This is a genomic window from Nocardia elegans NBRC 108235, assembly GCF_001612845.1.
In the GTDB taxonomy this organism is placed as follows: Bacteria; Actinomycetota; Actinomycetes; order Mycobacteriales; family Mycobacteriaceae; genus Nocardia; species Nocardia nova.
Genome location: NZ_BDBF01000042.1, coordinates 1 through 21160, shown reverse-complemented (window position 1 = coordinate 21160; position 21160 = coordinate 1). Strand labels below are relative to the sequence as shown.

At 68.4% G+C, this 21160-nt stretch carries 20 protein-coding genes; 13 read left to right on the top strand and 7 right to left on the bottom strand.

The features are described from left to right. Positions 1–18 precede the first annotated feature (18 nt). Both NE2_RS26100 and NE2_RS26095 read right to left on the bottom strand, forming a co-directional pair. Positions 19–831, bottom strand: coding sequence for an SAM-dependent methyltransferase (locus NE2_RS26100; RefSeq protein ID WP_218018665.1), 813 nt, complete (start codon positions 829–831; stop codon positions 19–21). Positions 832–982: 151 nt separating this feature from the next. Next, complete coding sequence (locus tag NE2_RS26095) at positions 983–1957, bottom strand: coiled-coil domain-containing protein (RefSeq protein WP_063030337.1); 975 nt, start codon at positions 1955–1957, stop codon at positions 983–985. Between the two features lie 465 nt (positions 1958–2422). Here NE2_RS26095 and NE2_RS35945 point away from each other — a divergent pair, with 465 nt between their 5' ends. From NE2_RS35945 to NE2_RS26080, 4 genes are all read left to right on the top strand, one after another. Then, the gene (locus NE2_RS35945; RefSeq protein WP_157110968.1) at positions 2423–2560 is read left to right on the top strand and encodes a hypothetical protein; all 138 of its coding nucleotides are present in this window, start codon (positions 2423–2425) and stop codon (positions 2558–2560) included. Between the two features lie 58 nt (positions 2561–2618). Further along, positions 2619–2954, top strand: a complete 336-nt coding sequence (locus NE2_RS26090; RefSeq protein WP_063030335.1) for a metalloregulator ArsR/SmtB family transcription factor — start codon at positions 2619–2621, stop codon at positions 2952–2954. 14 nt (positions 2955–2968) lie between these two features. Beyond that, positions 2969–3718: a DUF2071 domain-containing protein gene (locus tag NE2_RS26085; protein WP_228817423.1), complete on the top strand. Its 750-nt coding sequence runs from the start codon at positions 2969–2971 to the stop codon at positions 3716–3718. Between the two features lie 369 nt (positions 3719–4087). Beyond that, positions 4088–4666, top strand: coding sequence for a DinB family protein (locus NE2_RS26080; protein WP_063030331.1), 579 nt, complete (start codon positions 4088–4090; stop codon positions 4664–4666). 74 nt (positions 4667–4740) lie between these two features. Here the strand turns inward: NE2_RS26080 and NE2_RS26075 are convergent, their stop codons facing one another. Beyond that, entirely contained in the window at positions 4741–5214 is a 474-nt protein-coding gene (locus NE2_RS26075) for a flavodoxin family protein (RefSeq protein WP_063030329.1), read from the bottom strand. 75 nt (positions 5215–5289) lie between these two features. On the opposite strand from NE2_RS26075, the gene NE2_RS26070 reads away from it, so the two are divergent. After that, positions 5290–6051 (top strand): enoyl-CoA hydratase, encoded by a 762-nt coding sequence (locus NE2_RS26070; protein ID WP_063030327.1) that lies wholly within the window; start codon positions 5290–5292, stop codon positions 6049–6051. An 85-nt stretch (positions 6052–6136) separates the two neighbouring features. Next, positions 6137–6919: a PaaI family thioesterase gene (locus NE2_RS26065; protein ID WP_063030325.1), complete on the top strand. Its 783-nt coding sequence runs from the start codon at positions 6137–6139 to the stop codon at positions 6917–6919. A gap of 13 nt (positions 6920–6932) precedes the next feature. On the opposite strand, the gene rox is transcribed toward NE2_RS26065, so the two are convergent. After that, on the bottom strand, positions 6933–8351 hold the full coding sequence (rox, locus tag NE2_RS26060; protein WP_063030392.1) for a rifampin monooxygenase: 1419 nt from the start codon (positions 8349–8351) through the stop codon (positions 6933–6935). Positions 8352–8544: 193 nt separating this feature from the next. Beyond that, complete coding sequence (locus NE2_RS26055; RefSeq protein ID WP_218018664.1) at positions 8545–9045, bottom strand: GNAT family N-acetyltransferase; 501 nt, start codon at positions 9043–9045, stop codon at positions 8545–8547. A gap of 65 nt (positions 9046–9110) precedes the next feature. Here NE2_RS26055 and NE2_RS26050 point away from each other — a divergent pair, with 65 nt between their 5' ends. The 5 genes from NE2_RS26050 (at position 9111) to NE2_RS26030 (ending at position 14299) form a co-directional block, all read left to right on the top strand. After that, on the top strand, positions 9111–10325 hold the full coding sequence (locus NE2_RS26050; protein WP_063030321.1) for a site-specific integrase: 1215 nt from the start codon (positions 9111–9113) through the stop codon (positions 10323–10325). Between the two features lie 375 nt (positions 10326–10700). Then, on the top strand, positions 10701–12149 hold the full coding sequence (locus NE2_RS26045) for an amidase (protein WP_063030319.1): 1449 nt from the start codon (positions 10701–10703) through the stop codon (positions 12147–12149). 186 nt (positions 12150–12335) lie between these two features. Further along, positions 12336–13013, top strand: coding sequence for a nucleotidyltransferase domain-containing protein (locus NE2_RS26040; protein ID WP_063030317.1), 678 nt, complete (start codon positions 12336–12338; stop codon positions 13011–13013). Further along, entirely contained in the window at positions 13010–13645 is a 636-nt protein-coding gene (locus NE2_RS26035) for a metallophosphoesterase family protein (RefSeq protein WP_063909486.1), read from the top strand. Before NE2_RS26040 ends, NE2_RS26035 begins: the two co-directional genes overlap by 4 nt. Positions 13646–13654: 9 nt before the next feature. After that, positions 13655–14299, top strand: coding sequence for a LysE family translocator (locus tag NE2_RS26030; protein WP_063030314.1), 645 nt, complete (start codon positions 13655–13657; stop codon positions 14297–14299). A 61-nt stretch (positions 14300–14360) separates the two neighbouring features. Here the strand turns inward: NE2_RS26030 and NE2_RS26025 are convergent, their stop codons facing one another. Next, a complete protein-coding gene (locus NE2_RS26025; RefSeq protein ID WP_063030311.1) occupies positions 14361–16667 on the bottom strand; it encodes a molybdopterin-dependent oxidoreductase in 2307 nt (768 codons plus the stop codon). 165 nt (positions 16668–16832) lie between these two features. Here NE2_RS26025 and NE2_RS26020 point away from each other — a divergent pair, with 165 nt between their 5' ends. Further along, on the top strand, positions 16833–18185 hold the full coding sequence (locus NE2_RS26020; RefSeq protein WP_063030309.1) for a family 1 glycosylhydrolase: 1353 nt from the start codon (positions 16833–16835) through the stop codon (positions 18183–18185). A gap of 105 nt (positions 18186–18290) precedes the next feature. Then, the gene (locus tag NE2_RS26015; protein ID WP_063030307.1) at positions 18291–19985 is read left to right on the top strand and encodes a hydrogenase maturation protein; all 1695 of its coding nucleotides are present in this window, start codon (positions 18291–18293) and stop codon (positions 19983–19985) included. Between the two features lie 65 nt (positions 19986–20050). Here NE2_RS26015 and NE2_RS26010 read toward each other — a convergent pair. Then, positions 20051–21160: flavin-containing monooxygenase (locus tag NE2_RS26010; RefSeq protein WP_063030305.1), on the bottom strand; the 1110-nt coding region annotated here is incomplete at its 5' end.

Below are 21160 nucleotides of genomic sequence, written 5' to 3'. Positions count from 1 at the left end.
TGCCGATCCCGGTGCGGCTCAGGCGGATTTGCGGGCCAGTCCGGCGACGATCAGTTGCTCCCACACGCTGAGTTCACGGCCACTGCCGGAATCCTCGGCGGCCGAGCGCGGCCACCAACGCGCGCACGGCTGCAGGCCCGGATCGATCAGTTCCAGGTCGCCGAACAGCGCCTCGATCTCGTCGTCGTTACGCCAGCGACCTCGACCGAAGGCGTCGAGCACCTTCCGCTCGGTGGTGTTGGTCTCGCGGTTGTGCCCGGAGCGGAAATGGGAGATGTAGACCTGACTGCCGGCCGGGACACGGGCGGCCCAGTCGCCGACCACACCGGCGGGATTCTCGTTGTCCTCCACGAAAGCCAGCACGACCCCGAACAGCAGGCCCACCGGTTCGTCGAAGTTGATCAGCCGCTTCACGTTCGCGTCCTCGGCGATGGCCGAAACCTGACAGAGGTCCTGCTGCATGACCGCGATCCGATCGTCGATCGACAGCAGCGCGCGGCCGTGGGCGACGACGAACGGATCGTTGTCGACGTAGACGATCGGCGCGTCGGGATGCTGGCGGCGCACCACGTCGTGCACGTTCTCGGTGGTGGGCAGCCCGCATCCCAGATCGATGTACTGGCGAATTCCGTTGGCGCACATGCTGCGTACCGCGCGCAGCGTGGCCGCGCGAGCGGTGATCGCGACCTGTTCGGAACCGGGCAGGAAGTCGATGAAGTAGTCGGCGAGGTTCTGGTCGACTCCGTAGTTGTCCCGTCCGCCGAGGATGTAGTCGTATACCCGTGCCACGCTCGGCCTTGCTTGCCGCGCTCGCATGGCGTCGTCGTTCACTTGTCACCTCTCGATTCCCACGACGCCCGTCGCAGCCGTGGCTGATTAGTTGACGAGCATAGCGGTCGGCCCCCGCCGAAGCCGACGATCGACTCGGTCTCGGCGTGGTTTCCAAGCCTGTCGCCGGTTGATTGCGTGATTGATCACCACGTCAGCGGGGATCGGCCATTTCTGGTGCGCCAGTGCCTGATTCGCTTTCCCGCTCGGTACGCGTGTCGGTCCGCCGCGACAGTTCGGCGTCGAGTTGCGCCTCGGCCCGTTCGGCCCGGGCCAGGGTCTGGCGTCGTGCGTCCTCGACCGCCGCGAGCCTGGCCGCGGTCTGCTGCGCGACGTGTTCGGCGGCCGCGGCGGCTTCGGCGCGCACGGCGGCGATATCGTCGGCGGCGCGCTGTTGTGCCGCGTTCGCCTCCGTCCGCATCCGGTCGATCTCGCCGCGGGCGCGGGCCAATTCCGCCTTGGTCTCCTCCAGGGTCCGGTTCCGTTCCGCGACGGCCGATTCGGCGCGCTCGATGGCGCGTTCGGCGTCGGCGGCGCGCTGGACGGCCAGGTCGCGTTCGGCGCCGGCGGCGGTGATCCGCTGGGCACTGTCGCGACGCACCTGTTCGAGTTCCGCGGTGAACGTGGTGCGCGCCAGTTCGATTTGCTCGCCGGCCTGCCGCCGCGCCTCGTCGATGTCGTGCGCGCACTGCGCGCGAACCGCGCGGATCTCGGCGTCGGCCTCGGAGCGTGCGGCGAATACGTCGTCGGCCGCCTGTTTGCTGACGCGCTGCACTTCCCGCAGTGCGTCGTCGCGTGCGGTGAGTGCCTCCGTGATGCGCGCTTCGGCCGTCTCGGCGGCCGCGGCGGCGTCTTCGGCCGCCGATTCGGCTGCGTCGCGGGCTTCTTCGGCCTCGCGCCGCGCCTTCTCCGCTGCCACGGTGGCGACCTCGGCCTCCGCGATGCGCCGCGCGGCATCGGCCTGCACGGCCTGGACCTGCGCCTCGGCCACCGAGGGGTCGGCCAGGGTCGACAATTCGGCCACGGCGACCGACAGCGTGTTACTCAGCTGGTCGGCCAGAGTCCGGAACTGAGTGAGCAACTCGTCGGCCCGCAACCGGGCCGCGGTCACCGGACCCGGTTGCGTCACAGTGACGTTCGTCTCCGTCCCCTCACCCTCCTGCTGACGACGCTGACGCTCCCGCCATGCCCGCCACCGCGTGTGTTCGGGATGGTCGCAATATTCCGATGGCCGTCCCGGAGTCCCGCCACGAGTGATGGTGCGCGTACAGCCCGGGTAGTTACAGATGCTCGACACGCGGGAATCGTAGCGTTTGTTTCGTCATTCCCAACGGAAGGACACGAAACGAAAGCCGGGAAGCGCCGGCGGATTTCGTTCCTGCCTGACCTCCGATAAGTGAACCTTATCGGAGGTCAGCCCTGCGCTTCGCTCCGAAATCCCCTCTGGTTATTACGTTTACGTTTGGTCGCATCCAACTAAACGTAACTACAACGCAACTCGCCAAAAACTGTGCTCGGTGGTACGGCCGTACCAATTGGCCCCGAGGTTGCACCCGGCGCCTGAAAAGCGCGAGGTCCCGGTAGAACTCGCGCGATGAACAACAGCAATGGCTTGACCGGCTTCGGGATGAACCCATCGTCATATGGAGCGATCGCCGGTGCGATCGAACCCTTCCGCGTTGGATACGTGGGCTGCTCCACTGGCGAACCGAACACCCTGATCACGATGTGATCTGACGGCTGGAATCCTGTCGTTGTTCGCTATTTAGCTATAGTGCTAAAATCCAAATATGACCGAGATCGGGCCTGAAGAGGAAGCCGGAGTGTTCCGCGCGCTGGCCGACCCCACGCGCCGACAGATCCTCGAGGATTTACGCTCCGGCGAGTTGACCGCAGGGGAAATCGCCGCCAAGTTTCCGATCAGTGGTCCGTCGATCTCCCGGCATCTTGGCGTACTCAAGGCAGCCGGGCTCGTCCGAGAACGCCGAGCCGCCAATCGAATCTTCTACTCGCTTGTCAAGGAACGACTGGCTTTGTGTGTCGGCAGGTTCCTGAGCGCGATCTGCCCGGAGCAGGTCATCGTCAGACAGCGCAGACCCCGAACCACCAAGAACAGGGGAACCTGATGAGACCTCCGCGGATGTCCAGCGTCGTCGAGCGACGCCTTCTTGTGAACTACCGCGTCGACCCTGAGGCTGCCGCGAGCTTGGTGCCGCCGCCGATGCGGCCCCAATTGGTCGGCGGCTGGGCGGTTGCCGGAATCTGCCTGATCCGCCTCGGCCAGTTCCGACCCAGTCGGCTACCCGGCTGGATCGGGCTGCGCAGCGAGAACGCGGCACATCGCATCGCGGTTGAGTGGGATGGTCCGCAGGGACGCACGACCGGTGTGTACATCTCGCGTCGCGACAGCGGCTCGGTGGCCAATGTCCTCGCCGGTGGCCGACTGTTTCCGGGTGAGCACAGTCTGGCGCGGTTCGACGTGCGGGAGACGACGCAGGACCTGCACGTGGCCTTCGCCAGTCATGACGAGGCCCTCTCCGTGAGCGTGGATGTCCGGACCGCCGAGCGGTTCCAGGGCAGCGAACTGTTCGCGGATCTCGCGCAGGCATCGGACTTCTTTCGGCATGGCTCGGCCGGATTCTCGGCCACGCGTGGCGGTCAATACCTCGATGGGCTCGAGCTCCAGACGAGCTCGTGGCACGTCGAGCCGGTCGAGGTCTGCTCGGTTCGGTCCACGGTCTTCGACGACCGGGACCGGTTCCCGCCCGGCACCGCAGTACTCGACTGTGCCTTGCTCATGCGCCAGGTGCCGGTGTCCTGGCACCCCCTTCCGCCCCTGCGGATCGATGCCGGCTCCGTGCCCGCGGGAAATACCGCACATCCGGAATAACTGCTCTGCGCCAGTCTGCGGCGGCCGCGAGGTCGGCCACGCCCAGTCGGCTCGTTCTCCGAGGCACCGGCACACGCTTGCTCCGGGAACAACGGATCCGAAATCACCCCGTCGCCGGGCCGCCGGGGGCCGTACACCCCTGATCACATACACCGCCGAACCCGGCAGCGCATCCGAAGACCGGCTCGAACTCCTCGCCGGTGGGGCAGCTACGCCCCAGGCCGGGAACACGCCGGCCCGCCCGCGTGCGACCGGTGCGGCGGACCACCCGCGACATGAATCTCTTCCGCCCGCGACAAGCGGACACAATCCGACCTAGTTCGCTGCGATCGTTGGTATCGGAATCGACAACGACCCGAAAGGACAACGATGACCACCGAGAACACCCCGGCGTCCGCACTCGACGGCGAACGCGCCGATCTACTCGCCCAGCTCGCCGCCGCACGCAGCGCCCTGCGCGGCACCGTCGACGGGCTGACCGACGAGCAGGCCGGCGCGCATCCCACCGTCAGCGCCCTGTCGCTGGGCGGGTTGGTCAAACATGTTGCAGCGATGGAGGACAACTGGCTGCGGTTCGTCGTGGAGGGCCCCTCGGCCATGACCTACGAGCTGCCCGAGGGGGTCACCTGGGCGGACTTCGCAGCCGGCACCGCGCGGGAGTATCCCCAGTGGGCCATCGACCACCGCAACACCTTCGTGATGCTGCCCGGCGAAACCCTCGCCGGCATCCTGACCCGCTACGAGCAGATCGCCGCGCGCACGGAGGAGATCATCGCCGCCGTCCCCGATCTCGCGGCCACGCATCCGCTCCCCCACGCGCCGTGGCATGAGACGGGTGCGGTGCGCAGCGTGCGCCGGGTGCTGATGCATCTGATCCAGGAGACCGCCCAGCACGCCGGGCACGCCGACATCATCCGCGAGTCACTGGACGGCCGGACCGCGGGCTGACGCCCGGACCATCACCGGGCCCACGCGGCGGGCGCATACCGGCCGCCGCGCGGGCCCGGGCGAAGGTGGCGCTTTCAGCGCCCGGCGGTGACGCGGTCGCGCAGCTCTTCGGCGAAGGTGCGTGCCGCGTGGAGGTCGGCGGCGTCGGGATGTCCCTTGCTGATTCCGCCGACGATTCGCATCGGCAGCCAGGTATCGAGGCCGCGGCAGGTGAAGGTGTCGAGCACGGTGAAGCCGCGCCGGGTGAGAAGCGTTGCGAGCGAACGGGTATAGCGGCGCAGGGGTGTTTCCGGCATACCGCTGGTGGCGTAGACGAACGCCTTGGTACCGGACTGTGCCGGCAGCGCGCGGATCAGCTCGCGCAAGCGGGGATGGAAGTTCATGGTGAAGATGCCGGACCCGAATCCCACGAGGTCGCAGGAGGCGAGTTCGGCGGTGTCGAGTTCCTCGGGCCCGACGACCCGGGCGCCGAGCACTTCGCCCATGGCCTCGGCGATTCTCCGGGTATTGCCGTGCGATACCGAGACACACACGATGACGGCCTTCATGCGGGCTCCCTTGCTCGTCCGGTTCGACTCGGATTCCCGGATCGTATCGACCGCGCCCTCCCTTACGATGACGCCATGGCGGAGATCACGGTGGAGCGGCGCGATGCGGTCGCGGTGGTGACGGTATCGGACCCGCAGCGCCGAAATGCGTTGACGCTCGGGCTGTCCGAGCAGCTGGCGGCGGCGATCGCGGAGGCGGAAGCCGATGCCGGGGTGCACGCGGTGGTGATCACCGGAGCTCCGCCGGCATTCTGCGCGGGCGCCGACCTCAGCGCACTCGGCGAGGCGGCGGAGGAAGGCTTGCGGGCCATCTACGCGGGATTTCTCGCCGTGGCCGAATGCTCGCTGCCCACGGTCGCGGCCGTCGGCGGGGCCGCGGTCGGCGCGGGACTGAATCTGGCCCTCGCCGCCGATGTACGCCTCGCCGGACCGCGCGCTCGGTTCGACGCGCGATTCCTGCGGCTGGGTATCCATCCCGGCGGCGGTATGACCTGGATGTTGCAGCGCGCCGTCGGGTCGCAGCAGGCCGCGGCCATGACGCTGCTCGGCCAGATCCTCGATGCCGACGCGGCACACAGTGCGGGCCTGGTGCATCGTGTCGTACTCGGCGACCACGACGACTTGCTCTCCGCCGCAGTCGAATTGGCGGCGGGTGCGGCCGAGGCGCCGCGCGATCTGCTGATCACCACCAAACGCACCATGCGCCATACACGCACCCTGGACGCGCATGCCGAGGCCGTCGACGCGGAGATCGTGCCGCAGGTGGCATCGCTGGAATCCGAGGAATTCGCCGCCCGGCTCGCCGCGATGAAGGCGCGCATCAGCGCCCCACGATAGCCGACGAGAATGCGATTCTCTTTGAAGTAGAATCAAATCGCTCATGTGTGGCCCCGCCGGGACGCACCGGACCGGAGGAGATGCCGTGAGTGTCGAAAGCAGACTGTCCCCGCGCCGCCACGTGCTGCTCGAACTCGGCTTCGCCACCCGGCGCGCCGGTGACGAGGTGCACGGTTCCGCGACCATCGTGCCGGAACTGCACGCGCCGGGAACCGCGCATCTGCGCACCTCCATTCTCGCCACCTGGGCCGATACCGTTGCCGGGTTGCTGGCGTCGCTGGTGATGCATCCGCGGGTTCCGGTGACCCTGGAACTCGACGTCAACCTCTACCGGCCCGCGCCCGCGGCCGGGCAGCTCGAGGCGATCGGCCGCACCGTGAAGGTGGGCCGGTCGGTCTTCGTGGCCGAGATCGACTTCGCCGTCGACGGCGAACCGCTGGCTTTGGCCGGCGCCTCCTTCATGGTCGCTCCCGACCCGGACCTGCAACTTCCCCGCGCGCTCAGCATCGACATGCCGGCCGGCCGCGACCGGCTCACCACTCCCCTGGCCGAACGCCTGCGCTGTGAACGGGTGCACCCCGGCGTGGCCGTTCTCCCGCGCACCGACGAGGTGCTCAACGCCGCCGGCAGCGTCAACGGCGGCCTCATCGCCGTCGCGGCCGAGGAAGCCGTGCTGTCCCTGGCTCCCGGTGACAGCCTCAGCTTCCTCGGCCTGCGTTATCTGCAACCGGCCAAGGTGGGCCCGGTGACGGCCTCCGCGACGCTGCGGGGCGGCGTCGGCCGGGTCGATCTGCGCGACACCGGCGCCGGCGACCGCCTCGCCACCATCGCCACCGCCCGCACCTTCGGTGTCGCGGCGCGACCGTAGATCCGGCGGCCGATCAGGCCGCGCCGAACCAGGTCGGGAGATGGGCGAGCAGATCGTCCTGGTCGTCGCCGACCCACGCCACATGCCCGTCCGGCCGTAAAAGAACTGCGGGAACATCCAATTCGTCGCTGACATCGACGACGTGATCCACCCGATCGGCCCACCCCGCCACCGACAGCCGGCCGGTCTGATCCAGCAGCAGTCCGCGGCCCGCGTGCATCAACTCGTAGAGGCGCCCGTCCTTCAACCGCACGTCCCGCAGGCGCCGGCCGAGCAGTTCGGGCCCGTCCCCGAAGTCGTAGCGGATCGCGGTGCCGGTGATTTTCTCGGTCAGCCGCCGGTTGACCTCCTCGATATCGATGAGCTCCGTGAGCAGCCGCCGCACCGCACGGGGACCCGGCTCGAGCGATATCAGCTCCATCTGCGCGCGCGTATTGTCCAGCACGGCGGCGGCGACCGGGTGCCGCTCGGACTCGTAGCTGTCCAGCAGCCCGGCGGGCGCCCAGCCGGCTACTTCGGCGGCCAGCTTCCACCCCAGATTGAACGCGTCCTGGATGCCGAGGTTGAGCCCCTGACCGCCGACCGGCGGATGGATGTGCGCGGCGTCCCCGGCCAGCAGCACCCGCCCGGCCCGATACCGCTCGGCCAGCCGGGTCGCGTCGCCGAAACGCGAGAGCCAGCGCGGTGAATGCACGCCGAAGTCGGTGCCGGCGGTGGCCACCAACTGCCGCTTCACCTCCTCCATCGTCGGTGGCACCGTACGGTCCTCGGACAATCCCTCGGCCGGCACCACGAAGCGGAACGTCCCGCTGCCCGACGGCCCGACCCCGAAACGCCGCTGGGTCTTGCGGACCTCGGTCACCACCGCGGTCACGGTCTCCAGCGGCGCGTCCAGCTCGACCTCCCCCAGCAGCGTCTCCACCCGCGTCGGCTCACCGGGGAAATCGATCCCCGCGAGTTTGCGCACGGTGCTGCGTCCGCCGTCGCACCCGACGAGATACTGTGCGCACAGCCGGCTGCCGTCGGCCAGGTCGACGGTCACACCCTCCGCGTCCTGGGTAGCGCCGACCACTTCGCGACCGCGCCGGATGTCTACGCCCATCTCGGCCGCATGTTCGGCGAGCAGCCGATCGGTGACAGTCTGCGGGATACCGAGCACATACGCGTGCGCCGAGTCCAGCTCCGGCTGCGGTGCGGTGATACCGGCGAAGAACCCCCCGACCGGATACTTCGTGCCCAGCTCGAGGAAACGTTCCAACAGCCCGCGTTGATCCATCACCTCGATACTGCGCGCGTGCAGGCCCAGCGCGCGGACAACCTTCGTCGGCTCGGTCTCCTTCTCCAGCACGACCGGGTTCAGGCCGTGCAACCGCAACTCGCACGCCAGCATCAGACCGGTAGGTCCGGCACCGGCAACGATCACGTCAATCATGAAACCCCATTCGACACGGTGGTGGCCGAGCCCACGGAACGGCCGATTTCCGCAGGTCATGGCGTTGGCTCGACGATTGTGCAGCACACCCCCGGCCTTGCCGCAAGACCCCCTGTGCGATATACATTGATAGTGGAAGGGAGTTCGGGGGAACTCCGCGCAATCCGATTCCGGGGCGTAATCCGATTCCGGGCTATTTCTGTTCCCGCGCTTCCGCATCGTCCGCAGCTCCCACCGCGCGAGTCATGAAGACACTCGTCCCGTTGTCGAGGTAGTCGCCGAACGCGCCGCACCGCACGAACCCGCACCGTTCGTACAGCGTGCGCGCAGGCCGAAACGCCTCGCCCGCACCGGTTTCCAGACTCACACACACCCAGCCGCGGGCGCGTGCCAGCTCGAGCAGATGCGTGACGATCGCGGTGCCGACGCCGTGTCCGCGTGCCGCGTCGACGGTGTGCATCGATTTCAGTTCCCCGTGCCCGGCACCGAGATCACGCACCGCGCCCATACCCAGCAGCAGACCGTCGCGCCGAGCGGTGACCACCGTGAGTAATGGATCGGCCCGTCCGCCCTGGTCGAGTGCGAAGACGGCCTCGGCGGGGGTATGGGCCCGCGCGAAGGCGAGATGGCGGGCGGCCAGAGCCAGCACGTCGGCTCGGGCGGGATCGTCGGCGGCGACTGTCACGGACGGCACGGTCGATCATTCTTCCCGGCGCGGGCGGGCGCGGCGAACGTCGTTGCCCGGTAGCCTGTCTCGCGATGAGCGTCTCACCGGATCCCGTGGTCGTCGATATCGCCGTGCCGGAGGCGGTTCGCACCGAATTACGGCGGGGTGTGCGCAGTGTGCTCGTCGACACGGTCGCCCTGCGGATGGTGCGGGAGCGCTTCGACACCGAGCAAGCCGGGGCACTGGGCCGTTATCTGGAGGCTTCACAGTCGCCGAACACGGTGCGCGCCTATCGGTCCGACTGGATCGGGTGGTCGGCGTGGTGTGCGGCCGAGGCGCGGTGCGCACTTCCCGCGGACGCCCTGGACGTCGCGGTATATCTGGCCGCGGCCGCCGATGCGCGAAAACCGTCCGGCGAGTGGGCATTCGGGCCGGCCACACTGGAACGCAAGAGCGCAGCCATCGCCGCGGTCCATGCCGCCAACGGGCTGCCCTCCCCGACCCGATCGGATGTGGTGCGGCTGACCCTGCGTGGCATTCGCCGCACCCGTCGCAGCGTGCCCAACCGTAAGCGTCCCGTGCTGCTGCACACGCTGGAACAACTGCTGGACGGATTGCCGGCCCCGGGCTGGCCCACCGAGCCTGCCCGCCGCCGAGACCGGCTGATGCTGCTCGTCGGCTTCGCCGGGGCACTGCGCCGGAGCGAACTCGCAGGACTACGCGTCGGCGATGTGGCCGTCACCCTCGATCACCGCACCGGCGAGCCCGTGCTGCTGGTGCGGCTGCCGGCAACCAAAACCGATCCGACCGGCGCGGGCGCCCAATCGGTGGCTCTGCCGCGTGGGGCACGACCCTCGACGTGTCCGGTGTGCGCCTTCGCGGAGTGGATCGACCTGCGCGACATCCACTCCGAGGGCGGCGCTGACGATCTGCGGTCCTGGACAGAGCGCACTACCGCCGCTACCGACATCCATCGCTGCCACGGCTTCACCGGCGCCACCCGGGTCGATCCGCAGGCCCCGCTGTTCCCGCCGGTGTCGCGGCACGGCGGCATCGGCGCGCAGCCGATTTCCGGGCGGGCGGTGGCGGAACTGGTGAAGCGCTATGCCGCACGGGCGGGACTCGATCCGGCCCTGTTCTCCGGACATTCGCTGCGCGCCGGATTCGCCACCCAGGCCGCACTGGGCGGCGCGAGCGACCGCGAAATCATGCGCCAGGGCCGCTGGTCCAATCCACGCACCGTGCACGGCTACATCCGCACCGCGAACCCGTTGGAGGACAACGCGGTAACGAAACTCGGGTTGTGAGGCCGGAACCGAGCCGGTAACGCGGCCGAACCGCTGACGTTCATCGGGATTCGGAACTGCAATGCTCTTCCGGCTCTCCACGAGGTCGACCTGCCTCGTCCGCCGGATTTTCGGCCAGCACCGATCTCGCCGGGCGACCGGTCGAACGGTCTGCGGCAGAAGTGGAAATACGGCAGCCATTGTGACATCTATCCCGTTGTCTGAAACGGCATTTCATGGCTTGCGCCGGCAAAGTCGGGTCACTGTCTGCGTCATGACCTGGGGATATGGCAGAACGAATGCGTTGATCTGCCCTGCAAGTGGCCTCGTTCGAATTTCCTCTTTGCGCGAAGAGGTATTTTATGCCCCCTGCCGCGGGCCAATACCTTCCGATTCATGGAGTGGAACTTTCAGTCGGCCGAAGAAATTGCGGCTGCCTTGCGCGCCGGTGTGGTGACCTCGGTCGAACTGACCGACGCGGCGATCGCCCGGATCGAACGCGACGACAAGGCGATCAACGCGATCTGTGTGCCGGACTTCGACAATGCGCGGGCCGCCGCGCGCGCCGCCGACCGGGCGCGCGCCCGCGGCGAGGACCGCCCGCTGCTCGGTATTCCGGTGACGGTCAAGGAGTCCTACGATATGGCCGGGCTGCCCACGACCTGGGGCATACCGCAGCACGCCGACTATGTACCGTCCCAGGACGCGGTACAGGTATCGCGGCTGAAGGCCGCCGGCGCGGTGATCCTCGGCAAAACCAATGTGCCGGTGATGCTGCGAGATATCCAGAGCTTCAACGAGATCTACGGCACCACCAACAATCCGTGGGATCACGGCCGCACGTCGGGTGGGTCGTCCGGCGGTTCGGCGGCGGCCCTGGCGTGCGGATTCGGCGCGCTGTCCATCGGCTCCGACCTTGCCGGTTCGTTGCGCACCCCCGCGCATTTCTGCGGCATCTACGCACACAAGCCGACACTCGGGCTGGCACCCACCCGCGGGATGGTCGCGCCACCCGCACCGGCACTGCCGGTGGACCTCGACCTCGCCGTTGTCGGTCCGATGGCGCGCACCGCTCGCGACCTCACACTTCTGCTCGACGTGATGGCCGGACCGGACCCGCTGACCCACGGCGTCGCCTACGACGTCGTGTTGCCGCCCGCGCGCCACGACCGGCTCGCCGACTTCCGTGTGCTGGTCCTCGAGGACCATCCGCTCATTCCGACCGGGGCGGCGGTGCGGGCGGGCGTGAACCGGGTCGCCGAGGCGCTCGTGGACGAGGGTGCCCGCGTGGAACGGCACAGCCCGCTGCTGCCCGACCCGACCGAAGCGGCGACACTATATATGCAGCTGATGCTGTCGAACGCCGCCGCAGGTCTTCCCCTCGACGTGTACCGGCAGCTGCAGACCCGAGCCGCCGCTCTCCGCGCGGACGATCGAGGTCTCGACGCGGCACGATTGCGCGGCATGGTGCTCAGCCACCGCGACTGGGTCGCGGCGAACAACGGTCGCGAACTCCACCGCCACGGTTGGCGGCGACTGTTCTCCGAGTTCGATGCGGTGGTGTGCCCCATCACGCCCACTCCCGCCTACCCGCACGACCACAACGGAGATCTGGAGGACCGGTACATCGACATCGACGGCGTGGAGTACCCGTACTTCGACCAGCTCGTGTGGGCCGGCATGGCCACCATGCCCGGCCTGCCCGCCACCGCCATACCGGCGGGCCGCTCACCCGAGGGCCTGCCGGTAGGAGTGCAGCTCATCGGCCCGATGTTCGAGGACCGCACCCCGCTGCGGCTGGCCGAACTGCTCGAGCAGAAGATCGGCGGCTTCCGGGCACCGTAGTGCGGGCGCTGAGTCGGACCAGTGCGTCGGCGCCGTGCGCAGGTGTGAGTGGCTGCGCGGCCGGAAATTGATGTGCGCGTGGCCGTTCGCCCGCACTATCGTTGCCTCTCCGGTGATGGTGCCGGTGCGCTTCGGGGCGCGGCTTGGTCGCAGCGGGCGACAGGGCGTACGGACGGGGGTGGGCAGGTGAAGAATCTGCTGTTGGAGGGCGTCGTCGGGTCGCAGGCGTACGGCTTGGCAACGGAGACGAGCGATACCGACTATGCCGGGGTATACGCGGAACCGACGAGTGCGTTGCTGGGTTTGCATCCGCCGGCGCGAGCCAGCCGCACCGGCCGCGGTGGCGACGACGCCGTCTACCACGAAATCGGTAAGGCGATGGCCCTGATGCTGTCGTGCAATCCGACGGCCTACGAATTGCTGTGGCTCGACACCTACACGGTCACAACGGCTTTCGGGCGGGAACTCGTCTCGCTGCGTGGATGTTTCGCGTCGGCGAGGCGGGTCCGCCGGGCGTATGTCGGGTATGCCGCCGCGCAGCTGCGTGATCTGGAACAGCGCCCGCATCCGTCGCCGGATCGGCGCGCCAAACAAGCCCGCCACACGTTGCGGCTGCTGTGGCAGGGACATCATCTCTACACCACCGGCTACCTGCCGATCCGGGTGCCGGATCCGGAGCGCTACCTCGAGTTCGGGCAGCGGGCCGCGGCCGAGGGGGCGACTCCGGTGCGGGCGGTGCTCGCCGAGTACGAGGCGGCATTCGCCGAGGCGACCTCGGCCCTGCGGGAGGAGCCCGACGAAGCGCCGATCGAGTCGCTGCTGCAACGGATCCGGCGTGCCTATCTGAACGAGGAGACTTCATGAGCGAGGTGTGGTTCCTCGCCGACCCGCACGTGGGACATCGGCTGGTGTCGAGCCTCCGGGGGTTCGACACACCCGAGGCGCACGATGCCGAGTTGGCCGAGCGGTGGGACAGCAGGGTCGGCGTCGAGGATCAGGTCTGGGTGCTCGGCGACATCTCGGTCGGTGGCACGAAGGCACAGACGACCGCACTCGAGTGGATGTCGCGGCGGCCGGGGGTGAAGCATCTGGTGGCCGGCAACCACGACGGCTGCCATCCGATGCGCAGCCGGGCGCATCACTGGCAGCGGATCTATTCGGAAGTGTTCGCCTCGGTGCAGCAGTCCGCGGTGCGCAGGATCGACGGCCACCGGGTGCTGTTGTCGCACTTTCCCTTTCACGGCGCCGCGGACGGGGACCATACCGCCGAGAACCGGTTCGAGGAGTGGCGGCTGCCCGCGACCGGTGACAATGCCGGTCGCTGGCTGCTGCACGGCCACACGCACAGTTCGGTGCGGATCCGCGGCCACATGATTCACGTCGGTCTCGACGCCCACGAGCTGGCGCCGGTACCGTTGGAGTGGGTGCGCCGAGTCATTGCGGGAACCGAGAAGGAGTCGGAAGTCCGGTGGCCGGGCCGGTTCGCCGATCGTTAGGGTCGTCCTGTGGTGGCGCGTGATCATCTGCTCGAATTCGCCGGATTGGCCGCACTGCTCGTCGTCATTCCCGGGCCGAGTGTCCTGTTCGCGATCACCCGTGCGATCACGGTCGGGCGGCGGGAAGCACTGTTCACCGTGGCCGGCAACGCGCTCGGTGTGTGCCTGCAGGTTGCCGCGGTCGCGTTCGGGCTCGGGACGGTGGTCGCGGCGTCGGCCACCGTGTTCACCGCCGTCAAAGTCCTGGGCGCGACCTACCTGATCTATCTGGGGCTCCAGGCGATTCGCCATCGAGCCCGGCTGGCCGACACCTTCACCGCTGAGGTGACCGCACTCCGGCGTGGCCCGCTCACCATGCTGCGCGACGGGCTGATCGTCGGATTCGCCAACCCGAAGTCCGTGGTCTTCCTCGCTGCGCTGCTGCCGCAATTCGTCACCCCGGAAAACGGCTGGGTTCCGGTGCAGATGCTGATACTCGGCATGTGTATCCCGGTGTTCGGGTTGATCTTCGACTCCGCATGGGCACTGACCGCCGGGACAGCGCGCGCCTGGTTCGCGCGCTCACCCCGACGACTGGCCGCCGTCGGAGGTGCCGGCGGACTCATGATGATCGGACTCGGTACCAGCTTGGCGTTGACCGGCCGGAAAGACTGAGGCCGGAGCCCGGCACATGGGCGTGCGCCGGAGCCGCCGGACGTGGTTGTCCGGCAGACGATTACGAGCGAACGTCCGATGAGTCCGAAACGATCCGCGGTGGGGTGAGTACCGTCAGCTCCGGAACCGCGCCGTGATAGGCCTCGATCTGCACGAGCGCCAGTTGTCCCGTACTGCCCTGGCTCAGCGTGGAGGAGGGGCGGTCGGCGGTGAGCACGTTCGGGTTGCCGTGCCGGCAGAACGACGGATCGGCGGGATCCGGGTCGTACCACGCGCCGGTGGACAGTTGCGCGATACCCGGCGCGACGGCGTCGTCGACGACGAGTCCGGCCAGGCAGGAGCCGCGGTCGTTGTACAGACGCACGATATCGCCGTCGGCCAGTCCGCGGGAGTGGGCCTCCGTTGGATGCAGGCGCACCGGTTCGCGGTCGCGGATCTTCACCGATCGGCTGTGGGCGCCGACGTCGAGCTGGCTGTGCAGTTTGGTGCGCGGCTGGTTGGCGACCAGTTGAAGCGGAAAGTGTTGTGCCGCAGCGCTGCCCAGCCATTCATCGGGTTCGAGCCATACCGGATGGCCGGGGCAGTCGGGGTAGCCGTACCCGGCGATGGTTTCGGAGAAGATCTCGATGCGACCGGAGGGTGTCGGTAGCGGATGCGTGCCGGGGTCGGCGCGGAAATCCGCGAACACCACCTGCGGTGGGTCGGCGACGGGCAGGTCGAGACCGGAACCGGCCCAGAACCGGTCGAAGTCCGGGAAGCCGCGTCCTCGTTCGCCGAGGTCGGACAACCATTGCTCGTACAGGTGCCGCAGCCATTCGCCTGTTGTGCGTCCCTCGGTGAATTCCTTACCGGTGCCGAGTCTTTCGGACAATTCGGTGAGGATGTCGTAGTCGTCGCGAGCTTGTCCGTACGGGCGGGTGAGGGCCGGCATCGGGAACAGGACGCCGTCGTTGTCGCCGGTGCCGTAGTCGTCGCGTTCGATGGTCATGGTGGCCGGCAGCACGATATCGGCGTGGCGGGCGGTGGCGGTCCAGAACGAGTCGTGGACGACGATGGTGTCGGGCCGGTCGAACGCGCGGCGCAGGCGCGCCAGGTCCTGATGGTGATGGAAGGGGTTGCCACCGGCCCAATAGACCAGGCGGATATCGGGATAGCGCAGCTCACGTCCGTCGTATCGGAACGGGGTGCCGGGTGCGAGCAGCATATCGGCGATGCGCGCGACGGGGATGAATCGGTCGATCGGGTTGGCGCCCTGGGGAAGTCGCGGCAGCGGCAGGGTGCGGGTGGGTTCGCCGACGCTCGCCGAGGATCCGTAGCCGTGTCCGAAACCGCCGCCGGGCAATCCGATCTGACCCAGCATGGCGGCCAGCACCACGCCCAGCCACGTCGGTTGCTCCCCGTACTGCGCGCGCTGCAGCGACCAGCTCACCGTGACGAGCGTGCGCGCCGCGGCCATCTCGTGTGCCAGCGCCTGGATGCGTTCGGCCGGCACCCCGGTGATCGCGGCCGCCCACGCGGGATCCTTCACCACCCCGTCGAACGTGCCGCGTAGATAGTGTGCGAACTGTTCGTAGCCGACGGCGTGGGAGTTCAGGAATGCGGTGTCGGCCAAGCCGTCGGCGTCGAGAACCTGGGCCAGCGCGAGCATCAGCGCGGCGTCGGTGCCCGGGCGCGGGGTGATCCACTCCGCCTCCGCGACCTCGGCGGTGTCGTCGCGCAGCGGGGCGACGGTGACGAACCGGCAGCCGCGCCGCCGGGCTCGCTCGATCCAGTCGCGAGTGTGGTGGCGGGACACGCCGCCCGGATTGACCGCGGCGTTTTTCGGTGAGATACCACCGAACGCGACCACCAGTTCGGTGTGTTCGGCGATCACCGATTTGGCGGTGAAACGTCCCAGCAGGGTGAACAGCGGTCCCAGCACATAGGGCAGCAGTACCGTGGAGGTGCCCAGGCTGTAGCTGTTGACGTGACGGACGTAGCCACCCAGGCAGTTCAGGAACCGGTGCAACTGGCTCTGGGCGTGATGGAATCGTCCCGCGCTGGCCCAGCCGTAGGAACCGCCGTAGACGGCTTCGGGGCCGAATTCGGTGTAGACCCGGCGCAATTCGCCGCTGAGCAGATCGAGTGCGCGGTCCCAGCTCACCGGGACATAGGAATCGCCGCCGCGGCCGGAGGCTCCCGGTCCGTGTTCGAGCCATGATTTCCGGACGTAGGGCTGGTCGATGCGGGTTGGGTGATGGTGCGCCGAAGCCACATTGCCGATCAGCGGGGTGGGCTCGGGATCGCCGGGCCAGGGCCGTACGTCGGTCAGCCGTTCGCCGTCGCTGACGGCGTCGAACGCTCCCCAATGCGTCATGTGCGTGGCCATGGCCGCCACCCTAGCCGCGCGCACCGACAGTGTTCGACCGAATTCCGCAACATCTGGACACTTGCCCAATTGCGGGTGAGAATGACTGCGCCGCAACCGGCCGTACGCGAATGGTGACCGGGTTACCGTTGCCGGAGCGTGCCCCACCGGATACCGAGGAGTTCGATGCGCAACGTCAGTCGCCGCGAGGCTTTCGGTCTGCTCGCCGCCGGGACCGCCGCCGCCGTGGCCGGTCCCGCCGCCGTGGCCGGTCCCGCCGCCTTCGCCCGGGCCCGTCCCGCCGCGCCGGCCACCGTGCCGAATCTGGGCGGTGACTTCCTGTGGGGTGTGGCCAGCGCCGGATTCCAGTGCGAAGGCCATGCGCCCGACAGCAACTGGCTCCGGTACGTGGCCTCGCATCCCGACTTCGACCGCTACCACGATGCGGTCGACTTCTTCACCGGCTATCGCTCCGATATCGGATTGGCCGCCGGCCTCGGCGTCGGGGTCTACCGCATCAGCGTCGAATGGGCACGGGTGCAGCCGCGGCCCGGCGAATGGGACGCGGCCGGATTCGCCTTCTACGACAGCGTTCTCGACACGATGGCCGCGCACGGCATCCGCCCGATGCTGACCCTGGACCACTGGGTGTATCCCGGCTGGGCCGCCGACCGCGGCGGCTGGGCGCATCCGGCGATGCTCGACGACTGGCTGGCCAACGCGCGAACGGTGGTGCAGCGCTACGCCTCTCGCAATCCGCTGTGGGTCACGTTCAACGAGCCGGCAATGTACATCGTCAACGAAACCCGCAACGGCGGATTGTCGCCGGCGGACGTCCCGGCGATGCAGCAGCGACTGATCCAGGCGCACAACACCATCTACGACGACATCCACCGGATGCAGCCGGGCGCCATGGTGACCAGCAACCTCGCCTACATCGTCGGCACCGCGGAGCCGGTGGTCAACGGCCCGATGATCGATGCCATCGCCGCGAAACTCGACTATGTCGGCATCGATTACTACTACGGGCACACCCCGCAGGACCTGGCCCGGCTGTCGCCGGGCGACCTCGAGCAGCTGTGGAAGATGCCGCTGCAGCCCGAGGGGATCTACTATGCGCTGGAATACTATTCGCGTCGATTCCCCGGTAAGCCGCTGTACGTGGTGGAGAACGGCATGCCGACCGAGAACGGCGCGCCCCGCCCCGACGGTTACACCCGCGGCGACGATCTGCGCGACACCGCGTACTGGCTCCAGCGCGCCAAGGCCGACGGCATCGACGTGATGGGCTACAACTACTGGTCGATCACCGACAACTACGAGTGGGGCAGCTACACACCGCGCTTCGGCTTGTACACCGTCGACGTGCTGACCGACCCCTCGCTGACCCGCCGCCCCACCGACGCCGTGGACGCCTACCGCGCGATTACTCGGGCCGGGGGTGTTTCCGCGGACTACCGTCCCACGCGCGGGCCGGTGGCCTGTTCGCTGGTCGACATTCCGGGCAGCTGTGCCGATCCGGTGACCGTGCCGCACTGATCGCACCGCCCGGTATGCGGGCGCGCGGCACTGGGGCTAGTTTCAGAGGGGCAAATGTTGCGGTCCGGTCACGGACCGACGAAACACCCTGATGGAGGACAGCTCGTGCGCATCCTGTTGGTCGCCAGCGCATTCAACAGTCTCACCCAGCGAGTGCATGCCGAATTGCGGGAACGCGATCACGAGGTCGGCGTCGAGTTGGCTCTCGGCGACGATCTACTCCGTGCCCGGGTCGCCCGCTTCCGGCCGGATCTGATTCTGGCGCCGATGCTCACCACGGCGATTCCCGAGGATGTGTGGACCGAACATCCGGTGTTCATCGTGCATCCGGGACCGATGGGCGATCGGGGGCCGTCGTCGCTGGACTGGGCTATCACCGAGGGTGCGACCCGCTGGGGTGTGACGGTGCTGCAGGCGGTGGCGGAGATGGACGCCGGTCCGATCTGGGCGTCGGTGGGTTTCGATGTGGCGCCGTGCGGCAAGAGCGAGCTGTATCGCAACGAGGTGTCCGACGCGGCGGTCGAGGCGGTGCTGACCGCGGTGCGCCGCTTCGCATCCGGCGACTACGTGCCCGAACCGCTGGATTACGACCGCCCCGACGTCACCGGCCGGCTGCGGCCGTTCCTCACCCAGCAGGTGCGCCGCATCGATTGGGCCACCGCCGATACCGCCACGGTGATCCGCACACTGCGCGCGGCCGATTCCCAGCCGGGTGTGCTGGACGAACTGTTCGGCCGCGAATACTTCGTCCACGGTGGCCATTACGAGGACCGGCTGCGTGGCGAACCGGGCGCGGTGATAGCCACCCGCGACGGCGCGATCTGCCGGGCCACCGTCGACGGTGCGGTGTGGTTGCCACAGCTGCGCCCGCGCCGCGTGCCGGGCGGACCGGTGACGTTCAAGATGCCGGCCACCGACGCGCTGGGCGCCGATCTGCCCGCCGCAGTCCCCGAGGTGCCGGTCTCCCCCGCCGAGGCGTCGGGGCGCGACACCTGGTCGGAGCTGCGCTACCACGAGGACGCCGGCGTGGGATATCTCGAATTCGCCTATCCCGGTGGGGCGATGGACACCCGGCAGTGCCGGCGGCTGCTGACCGCGTACCGCGAGGCCTGCGATCGACCGGTGGATGTGCTGGTGCTGGGGCCGCGGCGCGACTTCTTCTCCAACGGCATCCATCTCAACGTGATCGAGGCGGCCGCCGATCCGGCCGAGGAGTCGTGGCGCAATATCAACGCGATCGACGATGTGGTGGAGGCGATTCTCACCACCACCGACAAATTGGTGATCGCGGCGCTGTCGGGCAATGCCGCCGCCGGTGGGGTGATGCTGGCCCTGGCCGCCGACCACGTGTGGTGCCGGGAATCGGTGGTGCTCAATCCGCACTACCGGCTGATGGGCCTGCACGGTTCGGAGTATTGGACCTACACCTTGCCGCAACGGGTGGGCACTGAGATGGCGGAGCAGCTGACCAGCCGGACCCTGCCGGTCGGCGCGCGGGCCGCGGCGCGAGTGGGCTTGGTGGACAAGGTGTTCGAAGGCTCCACCGAGCAGTTCCGGGCACAGGTTCGGCGCGAGGCCGAAACCCTAGCGGCCGCACCGGAACTGCAGAATCTACTGCTGGCGAAGAAGCAGCGCCGCGCGGCCGACGAGGCGGTGCGGCCGCTGGCGCGGTATCGGGCCGAGGAACTGGCGCATATGCATCGCAACTTCTTCGGCGACGGCGAGTCCTATCACCGGTTGCGGCGCGAATTCGTCGCCAACACCAAACCGCTGGCGACGCCGGCGCATCTGCTGGGCTGAGGTCCCGGGCCGTCCGGTCGTGGCCGTGCGCTGCCGCGACCGGACGGAGTTCCGCGCGAAGATGTTCAGGCGGAACGGGATTCGACGACCGGGCGAGCGGCCGCCGAACGGGTGCCGAAGCGCAGGATGCCGTCTTCGAGGTCGGCTTTGCGCAGCAGCGCGCGGTCGCGGTAGTAGTTGTTGATCACCTTCCACGGGCCGCGGCGGCCCTGGCGCGGCATGACCGCGTCGCCGCGGGCGATGTAGCCGGAGGTCAGCGCGCCGCCCATCATCGATTCCGGCGCCCGGTCGGCTTCCTCGGCTTCGGCGACGAACGTCGAATACCCCTTGGCCTTCATGTGATTGAGCAGGCGGCAGAAGTATTCGGCGGCGAGATCGGCCTTCAACGTCCAGGAGGCGTTGGTGTAGCCGATGATCATCATGGCGTTGGGCAGCCCGCTCATCAGCGCACCTTTGTAGGCGACCAGATCGCGGGTGGCGATCGGGGTGCCGTCCACGTCGATCGCCGCGCCGCCGAGCATCTGGATGTTGAGGCCGGTCGCGCTGATCACGATGTCGGCCGGCAGTTCCTCGCCGGATTCCAGGCGGATGCCGGTTTCGGTGAAGGTCGCGATCCGGTCGGTGACGATGGAGGCGCGTCCGTTGCGCAGCACCTTGAACAGGTCCCCGTTGGGCACGATGCACAGCCGCTGATCCCACGGGTTGTAGCTGGGGCTGAAGTGGCGCATGTCCACGTTCGGCCCGACGGCGACCCGCACGGCCTGCAGGAGCAGTTTCCGCGACAGGGCGGGGTTGCTGCGGGAGAGGGCGAAGCTGGCGCGCTGCAGGGCGATATTGCGGGCGCGGCCGGTCTTGTAGGCCAGCGCGGCGGGCAGTTTGGCCTTCTTCATGCCGACCGCGACGGGGTCCTCGGCGGGCAGCGGCGCGATGTAGGTGGGCGAACGCTGCAGCATGGTCACGTGCGCGGCGTCCTCGCTCATGGCCGGGACCAGCGTGATCGCGGTGGCGCCGGAGCCGATGACGACGACCCGCTTGCCGCGGTAGTCCAGGTCCTCGGGCCAGTGCTGGGGGTGCACGATCTGCCCGCCGAAGTTCTCCTCACCGGGGAACTGCGGGCGGAAGCCCTGGTCGTAGTCGTAGTAGCCGGTGCAGCCGACCAGGAAGTTGCTGGTGTA